The sequence below is a fragment of the Nocardioides sp. JCM 18998 genome (assembly GCF_055391535.1).
Genome location: NZ_AP043886.1, coordinates 1923917 through 1939923, shown reverse-complemented (window position 1 = coordinate 1939923; position 16007 = coordinate 1923917). Strand labels below are relative to the sequence as shown.

General features: G+C 67.7%; 17 protein-coding genes and 1 tRNA gene. All 18 read right to left on the bottom strand.

Annotated features, from left to right (window positions below):
• Positions 1-146: 146 nt before the first annotated feature.
• Positions 147-1100 (bottom strand): J domain-containing protein, encoded by a 954-nt coding sequence (locus tag ACZ5L9_RS09090; protein WP_464536359.1) that lies wholly within the window; start codon positions 1098-1100, stop codon positions 147-149.
• Positions 1097-1723, bottom strand: a complete 627-nt coding sequence (locus ACZ5L9_RS09085) for a hypothetical protein (protein ID WP_464536357.1) — start codon at positions 1721-1723, stop codon at positions 1097-1099. The genes ACZ5L9_RS09090 and ACZ5L9_RS09085 overlap by 4 nt, the downstream gene beginning before the upstream one ends.
• Positions 1720-2973 carry an MCE family protein gene (locus tag ACZ5L9_RS09080; protein ID WP_464536355.1) on the bottom strand — a complete coding sequence of 418 codons (1254 nt, stop codon included), beginning with the start codon at positions 2971-2973 and terminating at the stop codon, positions 1720-1722. Before ACZ5L9_RS09080 ends, ACZ5L9_RS09085 begins: the two co-directional genes overlap by 4 nt.
• Positions 2970-4502 (bottom strand): MCE family protein, encoded by a 1533-nt coding sequence (locus tag ACZ5L9_RS09075; RefSeq protein WP_464536353.1) that lies wholly within the window; start codon positions 4500-4502, stop codon positions 2970-2972. Before ACZ5L9_RS09075 ends, ACZ5L9_RS09080 begins: the two co-directional genes overlap by 4 nt.
• Positions 4499-5668 (bottom strand): MCE family protein, encoded by a 1170-nt coding sequence (locus ACZ5L9_RS09070; protein WP_464536351.1) that lies wholly within the window; start codon positions 5666-5668, stop codon positions 4499-4501. Before ACZ5L9_RS09070 ends, ACZ5L9_RS09075 begins: the two co-directional genes overlap by 4 nt.
• On the bottom strand, positions 5668-6633 hold the full coding sequence (locus tag ACZ5L9_RS09065) for an MCE family protein (protein WP_464536349.1): 966 nt from the start codon (positions 6631-6633) through the stop codon (positions 5668-5670). Before ACZ5L9_RS09065 ends, ACZ5L9_RS09070 begins: the two co-directional genes overlap by 1 nt.
• Positions 6630-7664: an MCE family protein gene (locus ACZ5L9_RS09060; RefSeq protein ID WP_464536347.1), complete on the bottom strand. Its 1035-nt coding sequence runs from the start codon at positions 7662-7664 to the stop codon at positions 6630-6632. Before ACZ5L9_RS09060 ends, ACZ5L9_RS09065 begins: the two co-directional genes overlap by 4 nt.
• Positions 7661-8974 carry an MCE family protein gene (locus ACZ5L9_RS09055; RefSeq protein ID WP_464536345.1) on the bottom strand — a complete coding sequence of 438 codons (1314 nt, stop codon included), beginning with the start codon at positions 8972-8974 and terminating at the stop codon, positions 7661-7663. The genes ACZ5L9_RS09060 and ACZ5L9_RS09055 overlap by 4 nt, the downstream gene beginning before the upstream one ends.
• A complete protein-coding gene (locus ACZ5L9_RS09050; protein ID WP_464536343.1) occupies positions 8974-9825 on the bottom strand; it encodes an MlaE family ABC transporter permease in 852 nt (283 codons plus the stop codon). The genes ACZ5L9_RS09055 and ACZ5L9_RS09050 overlap by 1 nt, the downstream gene beginning before the upstream one ends.
• 5 nt (positions 9826-9830) lie before the next feature.
• Positions 9831-10616, bottom strand: coding sequence for an MlaE family ABC transporter permease (locus tag ACZ5L9_RS09045; protein WP_464536341.1), 786 nt, complete (start codon positions 10614-10616; stop codon positions 9831-9833).
• Positions 10617-10622: 6 nt separating this feature from the next.
• Positions 10623-11588 (bottom strand): ABC transporter ATP-binding protein, encoded by a 966-nt coding sequence (locus ACZ5L9_RS09040; protein WP_464536339.1) that lies wholly within the window; start codon positions 11586-11588, stop codon positions 10623-10625.
• A gap of 312 nt (positions 11589-11900) precedes the next feature.
• Positions 11901-12290 carry a 50S ribosomal protein L7/L12 gene (rplL, locus tag ACZ5L9_RS09035; RefSeq protein WP_464536337.1) on the bottom strand — a complete coding sequence of 130 codons (390 nt, stop codon included), beginning with the start codon at positions 12288-12290 and terminating at the stop codon, positions 11901-11903.
• 78 nt (positions 12291-12368) lie between these two features.
• A complete protein-coding gene (gene rplJ / locus ACZ5L9_RS09030) occupies positions 12369-12947 on the bottom strand; it encodes a 50S ribosomal protein L10 (RefSeq protein WP_464536335.1) in 579 nt (192 codons plus the stop codon).
• 308 nt (positions 12948-13255) lie between these two features.
• Complete coding sequence (gene rplA / locus ACZ5L9_RS09025) at positions 13256-13969, bottom strand: 50S ribosomal protein L1 (protein ID WP_464536333.1); 714 nt, start codon at positions 13967-13969, stop codon at positions 13256-13258.
• Between the two features lie 68 nt (positions 13970-14037).
• Complete coding sequence (gene rplK / locus ACZ5L9_RS09020; protein WP_225286636.1) at positions 14038-14469, bottom strand: 50S ribosomal protein L11; 432 nt, start codon at positions 14467-14469, stop codon at positions 14038-14040.
• 263 nt (positions 14470-14732) lie between these two features.
• Positions 14733-15542, bottom strand: a complete 810-nt coding sequence (gene nusG / locus ACZ5L9_RS09015; RefSeq protein WP_464536331.1) for a transcription termination/antitermination protein NusG — start codon at positions 15540-15542, stop codon at positions 14733-14735.
• Between the two features lie 51 nt (positions 15543-15593).
• Positions 15594-15842, bottom strand: coding sequence for a preprotein translocase subunit SecE (gene secE / locus ACZ5L9_RS09010; protein WP_464536329.1), 249 nt, complete (start codon positions 15840-15842; stop codon positions 15594-15596).
• A 35-nt stretch (positions 15843-15877) separates the two neighbouring features.
• Positions 15878-15950, bottom strand: a tRNA-Trp gene (locus ACZ5L9_RS09005).
• Positions 15951-16007: the final 57 nt, after the last annotated feature.

Sequence of the window (16007 nt, the reverse complement as noted above, 5' to 3'; positions counted from 1 at the left end):
ACCGGGCAGGCAGAAGGGCATTTGAGGGCATGCGCAAAGAGCAACGATAGCGCAAAAATGCGGCCGCCACAATACTGCAGGCAGTCAGGCGGCTGCGTCCGGACGATCATGCGCCTCACGGACGCTGAGGTCAAGCAGCAGCGCCGCTACTGCGGGATCTGATCGGTGTTCATCCCGTCGACCAGCCAGCGGTCCCCGACCCGTTGCATCGTGAGGGTGACCTGGTCCTGGTAGCTGATCGGCGTCGTATTCGCCTTGTTGGTCGTGGGGCGGTCGACGAAGAGCAGCACCTGCACCCGATCCCCTCCGGCCCGCACGATCGCCGAGCCGACCACCTTGGTGGTGATCGCCGTCTGGGTGCTGACCGCGGAGGCCTTCAGCTTGTCGAAGAGCTTGTCGTACGCCGTCCGGTAGCTGTCGGTCATCACATCACCGGCCGCCTTCTGGTCCGCGTCGAGGTGGCGATAGTCGTACGACAGCACCGGCACGACGGCCGCCTTCGCCGCCGCCACGGCCGCGATCGCGGGCTGCTCGATGTCGGTCACCTTCGAGCCGCTGGTCACCTGCGCGCTGTCCTGCACGATCGGGTCGGGCACCGGCCGCGAGCCGAGGATCGCGGCGAGCGCCACCGCCGCGACCGCGACGACGCCGACGGTCGCGAGCACCCATCCCGGTACGACGTACGGCGCCCGTACGGAGGTCGAGCCCGTCGAGACCCCCTCGGAGGTCGAGCCCGTCGAGACCCCCTCGGAGGTCGAGCCCGTCGAGACCCCCTCGGAGGTCGAGCCCGTCGAGACGCCGTCGGTGGTCGAGCCTGTCGAGACCCCCGCAGGCTCGACCACCGCAGGCTCGACCACCGCAGGCTCGACCACCGCAGGCTCGAGTTCCGGGGCCTCGACCACCGCGGGCTCGGGGAGCTGGGCGTCGTAGGCGCTGCGCCGGGCCGAGTCGAGCAGCACCGATGCGGCCTCGTTGAGGGTGGCGAAGCGGCGCTCGGTCGGATCGAGGTCGGCGATCGCACCGCGCCAGGCGGCCCGGATCTCGTCGGTGCCGGCCGTCGGCTCGACGTCGAGCAGGTCGTACCAGGTGGGGGTCGTCACTGGGCCGCTCCGTCCGTCGAGCCGGTCGTACCGGCGGTGTCCGCCTGGGAGACCGGGGTGAAGCTGTCGATCAGCCAGGTGCCGTTGCTCTTCACCAGGCTGACCTCGAAGCGGAACGGCGAGGGGTTCGCCGCGACGTACTGGGTCGACCCCTTCTTCTTCGGGTAGGAGTTGGTGAAGGCGCCCGCGACGAGTGCGGTGGCGGTGCCGGCGTCGGGCGCAGGGTCGAGCGCGGCGACACCGGTCGAGTAGACCTCGGCGCTGCGCTTCACCCCGAGCTGGGTGACGGTCGCCTGGACCAGCGGCACGCCGTTCTTCTCGAAGTCGGTGCGGTACTTGGCGGTGATCACCTGGTCGACCTGGTCGCGGTACGTCGAGATCTGGCCGTTCTGGACCATGTCCGGGCCGTAGGTGTTGACCCGCAGCACGAACTGCCGGGCCTGCGACATGATCGTGTCGCGCTCAGCCTGGAGCGAGTCGTCGCCCGAGAACGCGCTGCTCACCCGGTGCCAGCCCGAGCCGGAGCCGTCGTCGGCGACCCGGGAGCCGAGGTAGCCCAGCGAACCGACGATCACCACGACCAGCAATCCCAGGACGCCCCAGCGCAGGCGAGCCGATGTCATTGCTGGTAGAGCCACGTCCAGACGTCCTTCGTGTCGTTCGAGGTGGAGGCGTCCGAAGAACGCGTCCGCGGGTCGCCCCAGGTCAGTCGGCCGGTCGCCTCGTCGTACGAGGCCACCGCCGGCGCGCGGTAGTCGGCCGCCGCACGTGGATGATAGTTCTGCGCCCCACGCGCGTTGCTCTTGCTCGCCGGCTCGGTGCACTGCGCCTGCGTGTTCATGTCCCGCGGGGTGGTGTCCTGCGGTGCCCGTTCCACGGTCGACTCATACCCGCCGTGACAGACCGGCTGGGTCGTGAGGATCAGGCCGAAGCGGGCGTTCCAGGTGCCGTCGGAGCCCTTCTCCAGCACCGAGAAGCCGCCCTCGGTGACGTAGGGGTAGACGACCAGCACGTAGCGCAGGCCGGGGAGGTGCTCGTCGACGATCTTGCCGGTGGTGAGCGCCTCGGAGATGACCTCGCCGAGGTCGACGCCGTTGCGGTCGAGGAACTCGCGCAGCTCGGTCGCGCCGGCCGAGCCGTTCGCGAGCAGCTTGACCAGGTCGTGGTTGGACGCCGTCAGCGTGTCCGTGACCAGCGACAGGTCGCGCGAGAACGACCGGATCGCACCCTCGGTGTCGGACTGGGTCTTGAGCACCTTGTTGCCGTCCTTGAGCAGGGCGGTGGTGACGTCGAAGTTCTGGTCGGCGGTGGTGACGAAGGCGCTGCCGGTGTCGAGGATCGTCTGCAGTTCCTGACCGGTGCCGGCGAAGGCGGTGCCGAGCTCGGTCAGCGTCGTCTGCAGAGCCTGCTGGTCGACGGAGTCCACCGTGGTGCTGACGTCACCGAGGAGCTTGTCGGTGGCGATCGGGATCTCGGTGTCGCTCTGCGCGATGGTCGAGCCGTCCTTGAGGTAGGGGCCGCTCTTGGTCTGGGGCTGCAGCTCGACGTACTGCTCGCCGACGGCAGACCGGTTGCCGACCACTGCGAGGGTCTTGGACGGGATCGTCGCCTGCGACTTGTCGATGTCGAGGTAGACGTCGACGCCGGAGGAGGTGAGCTCGAGCTTGCCGACCTGGCCGACCTTGACGCCGCGGTAGGAGACCTCGCCGCCCTGGTAGATGCCGCCGGAGTCCGGGAAGTGCGCGACCACGGTGTAGGTGGTGGCGTGCACCAGCCGATCGAGATGGGCGTAGCGGGCGCCGGTGAAGCTGACGCCGAGGAGCGTGATGAGGACGAAGACGGCCAGCTGGATCTTGGTGCGGCGGGTGATCATCGCGCTCCTCCCGTGGCGGTGGCCGAGGTCATCGGCGGGACGAGCAGGGCGACCAGATCGGGGTCGTAGAGCGCACTGAGCGCGCCGTACGTGGGGCCCTTCGGGCTCTGGTCGTACGAGACACCGGCCCGCTCGGCACCGGGTGCCTGCTGGCGCAGGCCGAGCAGGCCGAGCCCGAGGAGCCCGCCGGAGCCGGTCGTCGATCCCCCGCTGGGTGAGCCGGTGTTGTCGGACGAGGTCGTGCCGGCGCCCAGGATCGGGCCGAGCAGGTTGCCGAGCTGCTTGGGCAGGATCTGGGTCAGGTTGGGCAGGCCCGGGATCAGGTTGAGCAGCTTGCAGACGGTGGTCTTGGCGTTGGCGGTCTTGAGGCACTCGCTCTTGAGCTGGGCGAGCGCCTTCACCGAGGCCAGCACGTCGATGCACTTCTGGCTGGTCAGGCTCAGCGAGCTGATGCAGCCCAGCACCTCGTTGATCACGGTGCCAGGGGCGATCGCGCTCGGCACGAGGTTGCTCAGGCCGTTGGAGAGCAGGTCGGAGAGGTCCAGGTTGAGCCGCATGTCGAGGTTGACGAAGTCACCCATGTGCAGGTTGCGGGCGGCCTGGGGCGTACCGCCGACGGAGGCGTCCACGAACGGGTAGGTCAGCAGCGTGTTGAACGCGCTGACGAAGTGATCGCCCGAGCGCGCCAGCGAGGTGAGCACCGGCTGGAGGTTCTTGACGATGTCGATCGTCCCCTGCTTCGAGGCGTTGATCACCCGGACGCCGGTGTCACCCAGCTTGCTCAGCGCCTGCAGCATCGTGACCAGGTCCTGACGCTGCTGGTCGATGCTGCTCAGCGCGCTCGGCAGCTGCTCGAGGGTGGCGTCGATCGTCTTCTCCTGCGACTTGGCGGTCGCGGAGAGCTTGGCCACCGCGTCGAGCGCATCGGTGATCTCCTGCTTGTGCTCGTCGAGGTTCTTCGCGAACACGTCGACCTGGGTGAGCACCGACCTGGCGGCGTCCTCGTGGCCGGCGAGCGCCTTGTTGAGCTCGGTGGAGATGGTGTGCAGCTGGGCCACGCCGCCGCCGTTGAGGATGAGGCTGAGCGCGCCCAGGACCTGCTCGACCTCGGGGTTGGCGCCGGAGCGCGCGAGCGGGATCGTGTCCCCGCTCTTCATCAGCGTCGTGCTGGCGGTGCCGTCGGTCGGCGCCTCCAGCGCGACGAACTTCTCGCCGAGGAGGCTGGTCTGCTGGATCTCGGCGCTCGTGTTCGCCGGCAGCTTCACCGTGTTCTGGACCGCGACCTCGACGTCGGCGATGCCGTGCTCGAGGGTGATCTTCTCGACCTTGCCGACGGTCACGTCGTTGAGCTTCACCGTCGAGTCCGGCACCAGGTCGAGGACGTCGCGGAACTGCACGTGCAGCTTGGTCGGCGAGGCGCCGGTCTTCGCGCCGCCCGGCAGGGGCAGGTCGTAGACCGAGAAGCTGCAGCCCGACAGGACCAGGCAACCGACCAGCGTGACGATCAGACCGGTGAGGAGACGCTTCATCGGGCACCTCCCGTCGCGGGCACGAGCCCGCCGAGGGTCCGGTCGGACTGCACGCCGGACGAGGAGCCGGTGCCGGCACCGAACGTGCCCGCTCGCGGCAGGATGCTCTTCACCGTGTTGCACAGCGTGGAGCCGGCCGGCAGCTGGTTGGTCAGCGTGCACAACAGCTGTGAGGGGTGCTTCAGCAGCTGGTTGGCGAGCTCGCCGAGGTTGGGGTTGGTGTCGAGCGTGCCGGTGTCCGGGTTGTAGGCCTGGAACAGGTTGGACAGCGCGACTGGCGCCGCGGTGAGGGTCTCGCTGAGCGCGTCACGGTTCTTCACCACGGTCTTCAGCACGGTGTTGAGTCCGGTGATGTTCTTGCCCAGCGCGGCCTTGTTCTCCCGTACGAAGCTGGCCACGTTCCCGAGCGCGACCTGCAGGTTGTGCAGCGAGCTGGACAGGTCGGTCCGCTCCCCCGCCAGCATCGAGGAGACGCCGGAGAGCGAGGTGTTGAAGTCGCGTACGGTCTTGTCGTTCGTCGCGAGCTTGTTGACGAACTTCTCCAGCTGGGCGGCGGAGCCGAACAGCGCGTCCTTGTTGTCGTCGAGCGTCTTGGTCAGCTTCGACAGGTCGCCGATGGTCTGGTGGACCTGCTCGCCCTGACCACCGAAGTTCTTCGCCGTCGTCTGCAGCAGATCGGTGAGCGCGCCGTTCTTGTTGGCGCCGGTGGGACCGAGCGCGGTGACGAGCTGGTCGAGGCTGCCGTAGATCTGGTCGAGCTCGAGCGGGACGCCCGTGCGGTCGGTGTCGAGCACCGCCCCATCGGCGAGCACCGCACCGCTGGTGTAGACCGGGGTGAGCTGGACGTAGCGGTCGCCGACGATCGAGGGCGCCACGATGACGGCCTGGGCGTCGGCGGGGACCTTCACGTCCTTGTCGTAATGCATCGTGACGATCACGTCGGTGCCCTCGGGGGTCACCTTGTCGACCTTGCCGACCGGCACGCCGAGGACCCGTACGTCGCTGCCCTCGTAGATCGAGATCGTCCGGGGGAAGTGCGCCGTCAGGGTCATGTCCCCGTCGTCGTGGGTCAGCATCGTGACGCCGGCGGCGAGCACGAGCAGGGCGATCACCAGCGGTGCCGCCCAGCGGCTCAGCGGGATCGAGCGCAGAGTGGTCGCCATCATCAGCCTCCCAACGCCGGGACGGGCGGAAGGTTCTGGATGTAGCTGTCGAACCACGGGCCGTTGCCGAGGACCTGCGAGAAGTCGCGGTAGAACGGCGCCATCAACCGCAGCGTGGTGTCGAGGTTGTCGTCGTTCTTGGTGAAGACGTCGATCACCGTCTGCAGGCTGGCGAGGGTCGGCTTGAGATCGGCGCGGCTCTGGTCGATCAGCTTGGTCAGCTCGCGCGACAGCGTCGTGGTCGAGGTGAGCAGCTGGTGGATCGCGGCCCGCTTCTGCTCCAGGGCGGTGAAGAGCGAGGCGGAGTCCTTCATCAGGTCGACGATGTCCTGGTCACGCTGATCGAGGACGCCGGTGACCTTGTCGAGGTTCTGCAGCAGGGTGTTGATCCGGTCGTCCTTGGCGGCGATGTTCTTCGACAGCGACGCGACGCCCGTGAGCGCGGCCTGGAACGACTTCGGCGTCGTCCGGGTCAGGTCGGCGAGCGTGGTCAGCGCGGAGGCGAGCTGGTCGGTGTCGATCTTCCCGGCGGTGTCGGCCAGGCCGGAGAACGCCTTGACGGCGTCGTACGGGGACGTCGTGCGCGAGACCGGGATCTCCGAGCCCTGCTTCAGCTGGCCGGAGCCCGCGGGCTGCAGGTCGAGGAACATCTGGCCGAGCAGGGTCTGAACCTTGATCGCGGCGCGGGTGTCGGTGCCGAAGCCGGAGTCGGTCTTGATCTTGAAGTCGACCTTCACGTGGCCGTCGTCGAGCCCGACCTTGGAGACCTTCCCGACCCGGACGCCGGCGATGCGGACGGCGTCGCCGGCCTTGAGGCCGCCGGCCTCGGCGAAGTCGGCGGAGTAGGCGTCGCCGCCTCCGATGATCGGCAGGCTGTCGGCCTTGAAGGCGGCCAGGATCACCAGCACGATCACCGCGATGGAGACGGCGCCGACCTTGACGGGGTTGCGTTCGCGGAAGGGGATCATCCGAGGTTGCACCTCGCTGCCGTGACCTTGAGGCCGACCGGGATCGTGACGTTTCCGGGCAGCTTCACGCTGCCGCCGAGCCCGCACAGGAAGAAGTTGAACCAGGAGCCGTACGTCGCGGTGGCGCCGATCTTGTTGAGCTTCTGCGCCTCGATCTGGAGCTCGGCGTCGAGGCCCTGCTTCTGGCTGGCGACCTGGCCGGCGAACGTGCGCAGCTGCTTGATGTCCTCGACGAACGGCGCCCGGATGCCGGAAACCAGGTCGGAGGTCTGCTCCGAGAGGGCCGAGATGTTGTCGAGCGAGTCCAGGATCGGCTGCTTGTCCTGGTCGAGGCCGTGCACGAACGACTTGTAGGTCGTGATCAGCTGGGTGAGCTGGGTGTCACGGTCGCCCACGTGGACGAGGACGTCGTTGAGGTTGTCGATCAGCGAGTCGATCACCTGGTCGCGGTCGGCGAGGGTCTGGGTCAGCGAGGCGGTGTGGGCCAGCAGGTCGTCGAGGGTGCCGCCCTCCCCCTGGAACACCTGGACGATCTCGTACGAGAGCGCGTTGATGTCGTTGGGCGAGAGCGCCTGGAAGAGCGGCTTGAAGCCGTTGAACAACACCGAGAGGTCGAGTGCCGGCGTGGTCTGCGCGACCGGGATCGTGGAGCCGGGGGCGAGGGTGCTGCCGTCTCCGATCTCGTCGCTGAGCGCGAGATAGCGCTGGCCGACAAGGTTGCGGTACTTGATCGTCGCGTGGGTCGCCTTGTCGAGGGACTGGTCGTCGGCGACCGAGAAGGTCAGCAGGGCGTGGGTGCGGTTGACGATCTGGACGTTCTTGACGGTGCCGACCTTCACCCCGGCGATCCGGACGTCGTCGCCCTTGTTCACGCCGGTGGCGTCGACGAACTCGGCCTTGTACTGCTTGGTGCTGCCGAACGAGATGTTCCCGATCACCAGCACCAGCAGACCGGTACACAGCGTCGTGACGACCACGAAGACGAGAAGGCGGACGAGGTCGAGACTGGTGCGCTTGTCGAGGAGCTTCATCGCACGCTCACCTTCGCCCCCCGCGCCATCGGGCCGACCAGCAGCGCGCCCAGGTCGGGCACGTCGCCGGCCTGTACCCCGAGCACCGGCCCGAGCAGCGCGTCGAGCACCTTGGTCTCGGCCGGGCTGCCGACGTACCCGAGAGCGCTGCCCGTGGTGGGCGTGCTGGTCGTGTCGTAGCCGAGGGCGGAGCGCATGCCGCCCTTGCCGTTGGGGGTGTCGACGCCGTCGGCGAGGTTCGGCATCACCTTGACCGGGTGCTGGGCATCCCACGGCGGGAGCGGCAGGTGGCCGCACGCGGGTCCGCGGTCCTCGTGGAAGGTGGGCTCGTCGGCGGTGGTGTAGCCGCGCGGCTGGCGCGGCAGGGTGACCACGTTGATGTGCAGCGTGTAGTCGCGGAACGCGCTGTCGACCCGCTTGCCGAGGTTGTCCATGCCGCCGAGCAGGCACGGGAACTCCGGTGCGTAGCGCGCCAACGTGCCGACGGCCGGTTCGCTGACCTGGCCGAGCTGGATGAGGTTGTCGCCGTTCGCGGCCAGGAACGAGTCGGCGGTCTTGGAGAAGGCCGTGACGTTCGTGAGCAGGTCGTGCAGCTGGGCCGAGCGGTCCTTGAGCGTGGTGGTCGTAGTGATCGTGTTGCGCAGGATGTTGGCGACCTCGGGCAGGACGTCGTTGTACGTGTTCGCGACCTCGGTGCCCTGCTTCAGGTCGTCGAGGAAGAGGGGGATCTGCGGGTTGATCTTCTTCAGGTAGCCGTCGAGCGTCGTCAGGGTCTCGCCGAGCTGCTCGCCGCGGCCGTCGAGCGCGGTGGCGACGGCGTTGAGGGTGGTGTTGAGTTGGGCGGGCTGGATCGACTGGAGCAGCGGGTAGATGTCGCTGAGCACCTTCTCGACCTCGGTCGAGACGGCCGTACGGGTGATGACGGCGCCGTCCTGCAGGTGCTGGGCCGAGGCGTCGGTGGGCACGTCGAGCGCGACGTACTTCTCCCCGAAGAGGGTCTTGGGCAGGATCGCGCCGGTCACGTTGGCCGGGATGATCCCCATCTGGCTCGGGTTGATGCCGATCCGCACCTCGGCGCCCTGCGCGGTGGCGGAGGTGCCGAGGACCTGACCGATCAGGACGCCGCGGATCTTCACGTCGGCGCGGTCGGGCAGCTGCAGGCCGATCGTGTCGGTCTGCAGGGTGACCTCGTCGAAGTGGGTGAACTTCTGCGTGAAGGCGCCGTAGACGCCGTAGAGCGCGAGCAGGATCAACCCGAGGAAGGTGACCCCGAGCGCCCGGTACTTGAGTCCACCGAGTGGGGATGCCATCAGCCGGCCAGCCTCACCGTCGTCGAGGCGCCCCAGATCGCCATCGACAGGAAGAGGTCGAGGACGCTGACCGCGACGATGCTGGTACGGACGGCCTTGCCGACCGCGACGCCGACGCCGGCGGGGCCACCGGTGGCGTTGTAGCCGTGGTAGCAGTGGATGAGGATGACGACCACGGCGAAGATCAGGACCTTGCCGAAGGACCAGAGCACGTCGCCCGGCGGCAGGAACTCGTTGAAGTAGTGGTCGTACGTGCCGGTCGACTGGCCGAACGAGAGGGTCACCGTCAGCCGGGTCGCGAAGTAGGACGACAGCAGGCCGAGCACGTAGAGCGGCACGATGGCGATCAGGCCGCCGATGATCCGGGTGGTCACCAGGAACGGCATCGACGGGATCGCCATCACCTCGAGGGCGTCGACCTCCTCCGAGATCCGCATCGCGCCGAGCTGGGCGGTGAAGCCGCAGCCGACGGTGGCGGCCAGCGCGATGCCCGCGACCAGCGGAGCGATCTCGCGGGTGTTGAAGTAGGCCGAGACGAAGCCGGCGAAGGCGGAGGTGCCGAGCTGGTTGAGCGCGGCGTAGCCCTGGAGGCCGACCTCGGTGCCGGTGAAGAACGTCATCGCGGTGATGACGCCGACGGTGCCGCCGATGACGGCGAGCGAGCCGGAGCCGAGGGTGACCTCGGCGAGGATGCGCAGGATCTCCTTGCCGTAGCGGCGGATCGCCCGCGGTGCCCACATCAGGGCGCGCAGGTAGAAGGCGAGCTCCTGGCCGAGGTGGTCGAGCACCTTGAGTGGCCGCTCGTAGACGGCCTTGGTGCGGGCGACGAAGTTGTCGGAGTTGACGGACATCGGCATCAACCCGTCTTCGAGGGGACGATCTGGAAGTAGATCGCCGTCATCACGAAGTTGACGATGAACAGCAGCAGGAAGGTGATCACGACCGACTCGTTGACCGCGTCGCCGACGCCCTTCGGCCCTCCCCCGGCGTTCATCCCCTTGTAGGAGGCGACGATCGCCGCGATGAGGCCGAAGATGAGCGCCTTGATCAGGCCCTGCCACACGTCGGACATCTGCGCGAGCGCGGTGAAGCTGGCCAGGTAGGCGCCCGGGGTGCCGTGCTGCAGGATCACGTTGAAGACGTACCCGCCGGCCACGCCGACCACGCTGACCAGGCCGTTGAGGAAGACCGAGACGAGCATGCAGGCGAGCACGCGCGGCACCACGAGGCGCTGGATCGGGTCGATGCCGAGCACCATCATCGCGTCGAGCTCCTCGCGGATCTTGCGAGCGCCGAGGTCGGCCGCGATCGCGCTTCCACCGGCGCCCGCGACGAGGAGTGCGGTCGCGATCGGACCGGCCTCGCGGACGACGGCGAGCACCGAGGCCGAGCCGGTGAACGACTGCGCGCCGAACTGCGCGATCAGTCCGCCGACCTGGAGCGCGATGACGGCGCCGAACGGGATGGCTACCAACGCCGTGGGGACGATGGTGACCGACGCGATGAACCAGGCCTGCTGGATGAACTCGCGGAGCTGGAAGGGCCGCTTGAAGAGACCTCGACACACGTCGAGACCGAAGGCGAACAGCTTGCCCGCGGTACCGACGGGGGCGAGGACCTTCGTGGCGGTGAGAGACGCCACGATGGATCAGCCCCCTACGACGCCCGACGTTGAGAGCACCGAGTCCGCCCTGAACGAGTTCGGCGGCGGGGTGATCCCGTTGGCCCGGCACCACTCGCCCGGCGGACGTTGGCTCTTGCGCGGGACGCCGTTGGACGGCTCGAGCTGGAGCGGGATCGGGGGCAACGACGGAAGCGCCATGTCCTTCTCCGCGGCGAGCTGGTCGGCGTCCTTCTCCTCGGACATGCCGATCGGGCCGACGGTCTGGGCGTTGAGGAACTGGCGCACCACCGGTTCGTCGGAGGAGAGCAGCATCTCGCGCGGGCCGTACATCGCCAGGTGCTTGTGGTAGAGCAGACCGATGTTGTCGGGCACGACCCGGACCGAGTGGACGTCGTGGGTGACGATCAGGAAGGTGGCGTCGATCTGCGCGTTGAGGTCGACGAAGAGCTGGTTGATGAACGAGGTGCGGACCGGGTCGAGGCCCGAGTCGGGCTCGTCGATCAGCAGGATCTCGGGATCGAGGACGAGGGCGCGGGCCAGGCCGGCGCGCTTGCGCATGCCGCCGGAGATCTCGCCGGGGAGCTTGTACTCGGCGCCGATGAGACCGACGAGGTCCATCTTCTCCATGACGATCTTCTTGATGTCGGACTCGGACTTGCGGGTGTGCTCCCGCAGCGGGAACGCCACGTTGTCGTAGAGGTTCATCGAGCCGAACATCGCACCGTCCTGGAACAGCACGCCGAAGAGCTTGCGGATCTCGTAGAGGTCCTTCTCCGCACAGGAGGCGATGTCGACGCCCTCGATGATCACCGAGCCCCGGTCGGGCTTGATCAGCCCGATGAGCGACTTGAGCAGGACCGACTTGCCGGTGCCGGAGGGACCCAGCATCACGGAGATCTCACCGGCGGGCAGGGTGAGCGTGACGTCGCCCCAGATCAACTGCTTGCCGAAGCTCTTCGTCAAGCCCTTGATCGCTACGTCCACACCCATGTGCACTCCCTCGGATCTACGGGCCACGGCCCGGCCTGGTCGGCCGACACAGCAGCGCGCGTTGTTCACTCTCGAGTAACAACGCGACGCTGGGGCCGAAGTTACGCCTCGGTGCGACGGCCGTCACGCTTTTCGGCCCGAGTGTTCGGCGGGTTCTCCCGCAGCACGAAATGCGCCGCGGGGCGGCCACCTGAAGGTGACCGCCCCGCGGACGGATGCCGACCTCGCGGTCAGCGGAAGATCACATGGCCTGCGCCACAGGATCGGATGCGGCTCACGCCGCGGGATCTGGTGCGGCTCACGCCGCGGAGATCACTTGAGGGTGACGGTCGCGCCAGCGCCCTCGAGGGTCTCCTTGGCCTTCTGGGCGGTCTCCTTGTTGACCTTCTCCAGAACCGGGGCCGGGGCGCCCTCGACGAGGTCCTTGGCCTCCTTCAGACCGAGGGAGGTCAGGGCACGCACCTCCTTGATGACGTTGATCTTCTTGTCGCCACCGCTCTCGAGGATGACGTCGAACTCGTCCTGCTCGGCAGCGGCCTCGCCACCGGCAGCGCCACCGGCGGCCGGGGCAGCGGCAACGGCGACCGGAGCGGCGGCGGTGACGCCGAACGTCTCCTCGAACTCCTTGACGAACTCGGACAGCTCGATGAGGGAGAGCTCCTTGAAGGCCTCGATGAGCTCGGTGGTGGAAAGCTTCGCCATGATGGCAATTCCTTTCGATGTGGTGACCGGCGCTCGCCGGTCACCAGGGGTTACAGGTGGTGTGGTTGTCGAGGCCGATCAGGCCTCGACGGTCTCCTCGGCGGCGACGGCCGGAGCCGCACCACCTGCGAGGATCGACGGGTCGCTGGCGGCCTTCTCCTGAAGGGCGGCAGCAAGCTGCGCGGCCTTCGAGGGGAGGGCGTTGACAACGAACAGCGCCGAAGACAGCGCCGCGTTGATCCCGCCGGCAACCTTGGCAAGAAGCACCTCACGCGACTCGAGGTCGGCCAGCTTGGCGACCTCGGCAGCGCTCAGCGTCTTGCCCTCGTAAACGCCGCCCTTGATGACAAGGTGCGGGTTGGCCTTGGCAAAGTCACGCAGACCCTTGGCGGTCTCGACGACGTCGCCCTTGATGAAGGCGATCGCGGTCGGGCCCACGAGCAGGTCGTCGAAGCCCTCGATGCCAACGTTCTTGGCAGCGATCTTGGCCAGCGTGTTCTTGACCACGGCGTAGTTGGCGTTCTCGCCGAGGGAGCGACGAAGGGTCTTCAGCTCCCCAACGGTGAGACCGCGGTACTCGGTGAGCACGGCACCAGTCGAGGCACTGAACTCGTCAGCGATCTCGACGACGGCGGCCTGCTTGTCTGCCCGCGCCATGGGTCTCCTTCTTCCGTGGATCGAGTCCACCGGCCTGGGCCCCACAAACGACGAACGCCCCGAGCGCAGGCGCTCAGGGCGTGGACTCAGGAGTCTTGCTCTGGTGCACCTACGCTGGCCGTCCACTCTCGTGGCACCTTCGGTCGTTGAGCTGATGCTCGCTGACAACCGGCGGTCTCTGGTTCGGGGTCAAGTATGGGTGCCGGTGCGCCGTACGCCAAATCGGCCGGCCCTCCTTGCCGGGAGACGCCGAAGGGCGGCCACCCCGGTGGGGTGACCGCCCTTCGGCGTGTGAATCAGAGCGAAGCTCAGGCCTCGTCCTCGGCCGCGACGTTGCGGGTGCGGTTCGGGTCGACCTGGACACCGGGGCCCATGGTCGTGGAGACGGTGACCTTCTTGATGTAGCGGCCCTTGGAGCTGGCCGGCTTGAGACGCAGCACCTCCTCGAGGGCAGCGGCGTAGTTCTCAGCGAGCGCGGACTCGGCGAACGAGGCCTTGCCGATGATGAAGTGGAGGTTGGCGTGACGGTCCACGCGGAACTCGATCTTGCCGCCCTTGATGTCGGCGACGGCCTTGGCGACGTCCGGGGTGACGGTGCCGGTCTTCGGGTTCGGCATGAGACCACGGGGGCCCAGGACGCGGGCGACCTTGCCGACCTTGCCCATCAGGTCCGGGGTGGCGACGACGGCGTCGAAGTCGATCCAGCCGCCGGCGATCTTGTCGATGAGCTCGTCCGAGCCGACGAAGTCGGCGCCGGCCTCGCGGGCGGCGTCGGCCTTCTCGGCGTTGGCGAGGACCAGGACCCGGACGGTCTTACCCGTGCCGTGCGGCAGGGAGACGGTGCCACGGACCATCTGGTCGGCCTTGCGCGGGTCGACACCGAGGCGCATGACGACGTCGACGGTCTCGTCGAACTTCTTCTTGGAGGAGCCCTTGGCGATCTTGATCGCGGCCAGCGGGGCGTGGAGCTCGTTCTTGTCGAACGTCTCCGACGCCGCGCGGTAGGTCTTGCTGCGCTGCATGATGATTCCTTTGTTAAGTCTTACGAGGAGATGTGGTTAGCGAGCCAGCGCGGCTCTCCCACGGTGGGTCAGGCCTCGACCGTGACGCCCATGGAGCGGGCGGTGCCCTCCACGATCTTCATGGCGGCGTCGATGTCGTTGGCGTTGAGGTCCGGGAGCTTGGTGTTGGCGATCTCGCGCACCTGGTCCTTGGTCAGCTTGCCGACCTTGTCCTTGTGCGGGACCGAGGAGCCCTTGGCCAGGCCGGCGGCCTTCTTGATCAGCTCGGCGGCCGGCGGGGTCTTCGTGATGAAGGTGAAGGACCGGTCCTCGTAGATCGTGATCTCGACCGGGATGACGTTGCCGCGCATGGACTCGGTCTGGGCGTTGTACGCCTTGCAGAAGTCCATGATGTTGACGCCGTGCGGACCGAGCGCGGTACCGACCGGCGGGGCCGGGGTCGCGGAGCCGGCCTGCAGCTGCACCTTGACGAGTGCGGCGATCTTCTTCTTCGGAGGCATGTTCCTCTATCTCTTTCTCTCGTGGTCATGACGAGGGCCGTACGGCCTCTGCCACTTCGCTGCGCCCATGCCGCGCGAGACGGATGGACACAACAGAAGCCCAGTGTCGCCGAAGCGGCGACACTGGGCCAAATCTGTGGGTCGCGGTACTCCGGACCCCACGGACTCGTGGGTCTCGATACGCGCGTCACGGCCTCGTTCTCGGCCGTGGCGCTACTCGACCTCTTCGGCATTCGTTGTCGGAGCAAGCTCCGACAACGGCCTCAGACCTTCTGGATCTGGTTGAAGCTGAGCTCGACCGGGGTCTCGCGGCCGAAGATCTCGACGAGCGCCTTGACGCGCTGCGACTCGGCGTTGAGCTCGGTGATGGTGGCGTGGAGCGTGGCGAACGGGCCGTCCACGACCATGACCGAGTCGCCCTCGGCGAAGTCGGCGACCTCGACCGGCTTCTTCGCAGTGGTGGCGCCGCCACCGGAGGTGGTCGCGGTCTGGCCCGAGGCGGCGGCCTCGGCCTCCGCGGCGGCGACGACGGCGGGGGCGAGCATGTTCTCGACCTCCATCATCGACAGCGGCACGGGCTGGTGGCTGTGGCCGACGAAGCCGGTGACCGACGGGGTGTGGCGCACGGCCGCCCAGGACTCGTCGGTGAGGTCCATCCGGACCAGGACGTAGCCGGGAAGAACGGTGCGCTTGACCATCTTGCGCTGGCCGTTCTTGATCTCGGCGACCTCCTCGGTCGGCACGACGATCTCGTGGATGTAGTCCTCCATGTTGAGCGCGACCTTGCGCTGCTCCAGGTTGGACTTCACCCGGTTCTCCATGCCGGAGTAGGTGTGCACGACGAACCAGTCGCCCGGCTTCGCCCACAGCTCGCGGCGGAACGCCTCGAGCGGGTCGTTCTCGTCGGCGTCGGCGTCCGCGGTCTCTGCGTCGTCGCCCTCGGCAGCGTCGTCACCGTCCTCGATGACCTCGCCGGTCTCGGCGTCGAACTCGACCTCAGCGTCGTCAGTCGCCTCGACGGTCGACTCGACCTCGTCGATCGCCGTCTCGTCGTTGTAGTCCTGCTCAGACACGCTGCGCTCCGTTCGGGTTCTGCTTCAGTTGGATCGGCGAGCCGCGACCGGTCAGGAGTCCGACGGACCGTCGAAGATCGCGAAGAACAGCCGGCCGAAGCCCAGGTCGAGGAGCGAGGTGATCGCCATCATGACGATGACGAACACCAGCACCACGAAGAAGTACGTCGTCAGCTGCTGCTGCGTGGGCCAGACCACCTTGCGGAGCTCGGCCACGACCTGCCGGTAGAACAGCGCAGGGGAGGTGCGCTCGTGGGACTTGCGCTCGCGCGGCGCGGGGACCGTCTTGGGCTCCGACACGTCCGTGCCACCTCTCTGCGTCAGCCGACATCTAGCAGGGCACGAGGGACTTGAACCCCCAACCTTCGGTTTTGGAGACCGATGCTCTGCCAGTTGAGCTAGTGCCCTTCAGGTGAACCCCTTCGTCCATGACTCCTCCGAAAAGGGCATGGCGATCTGGCGTGC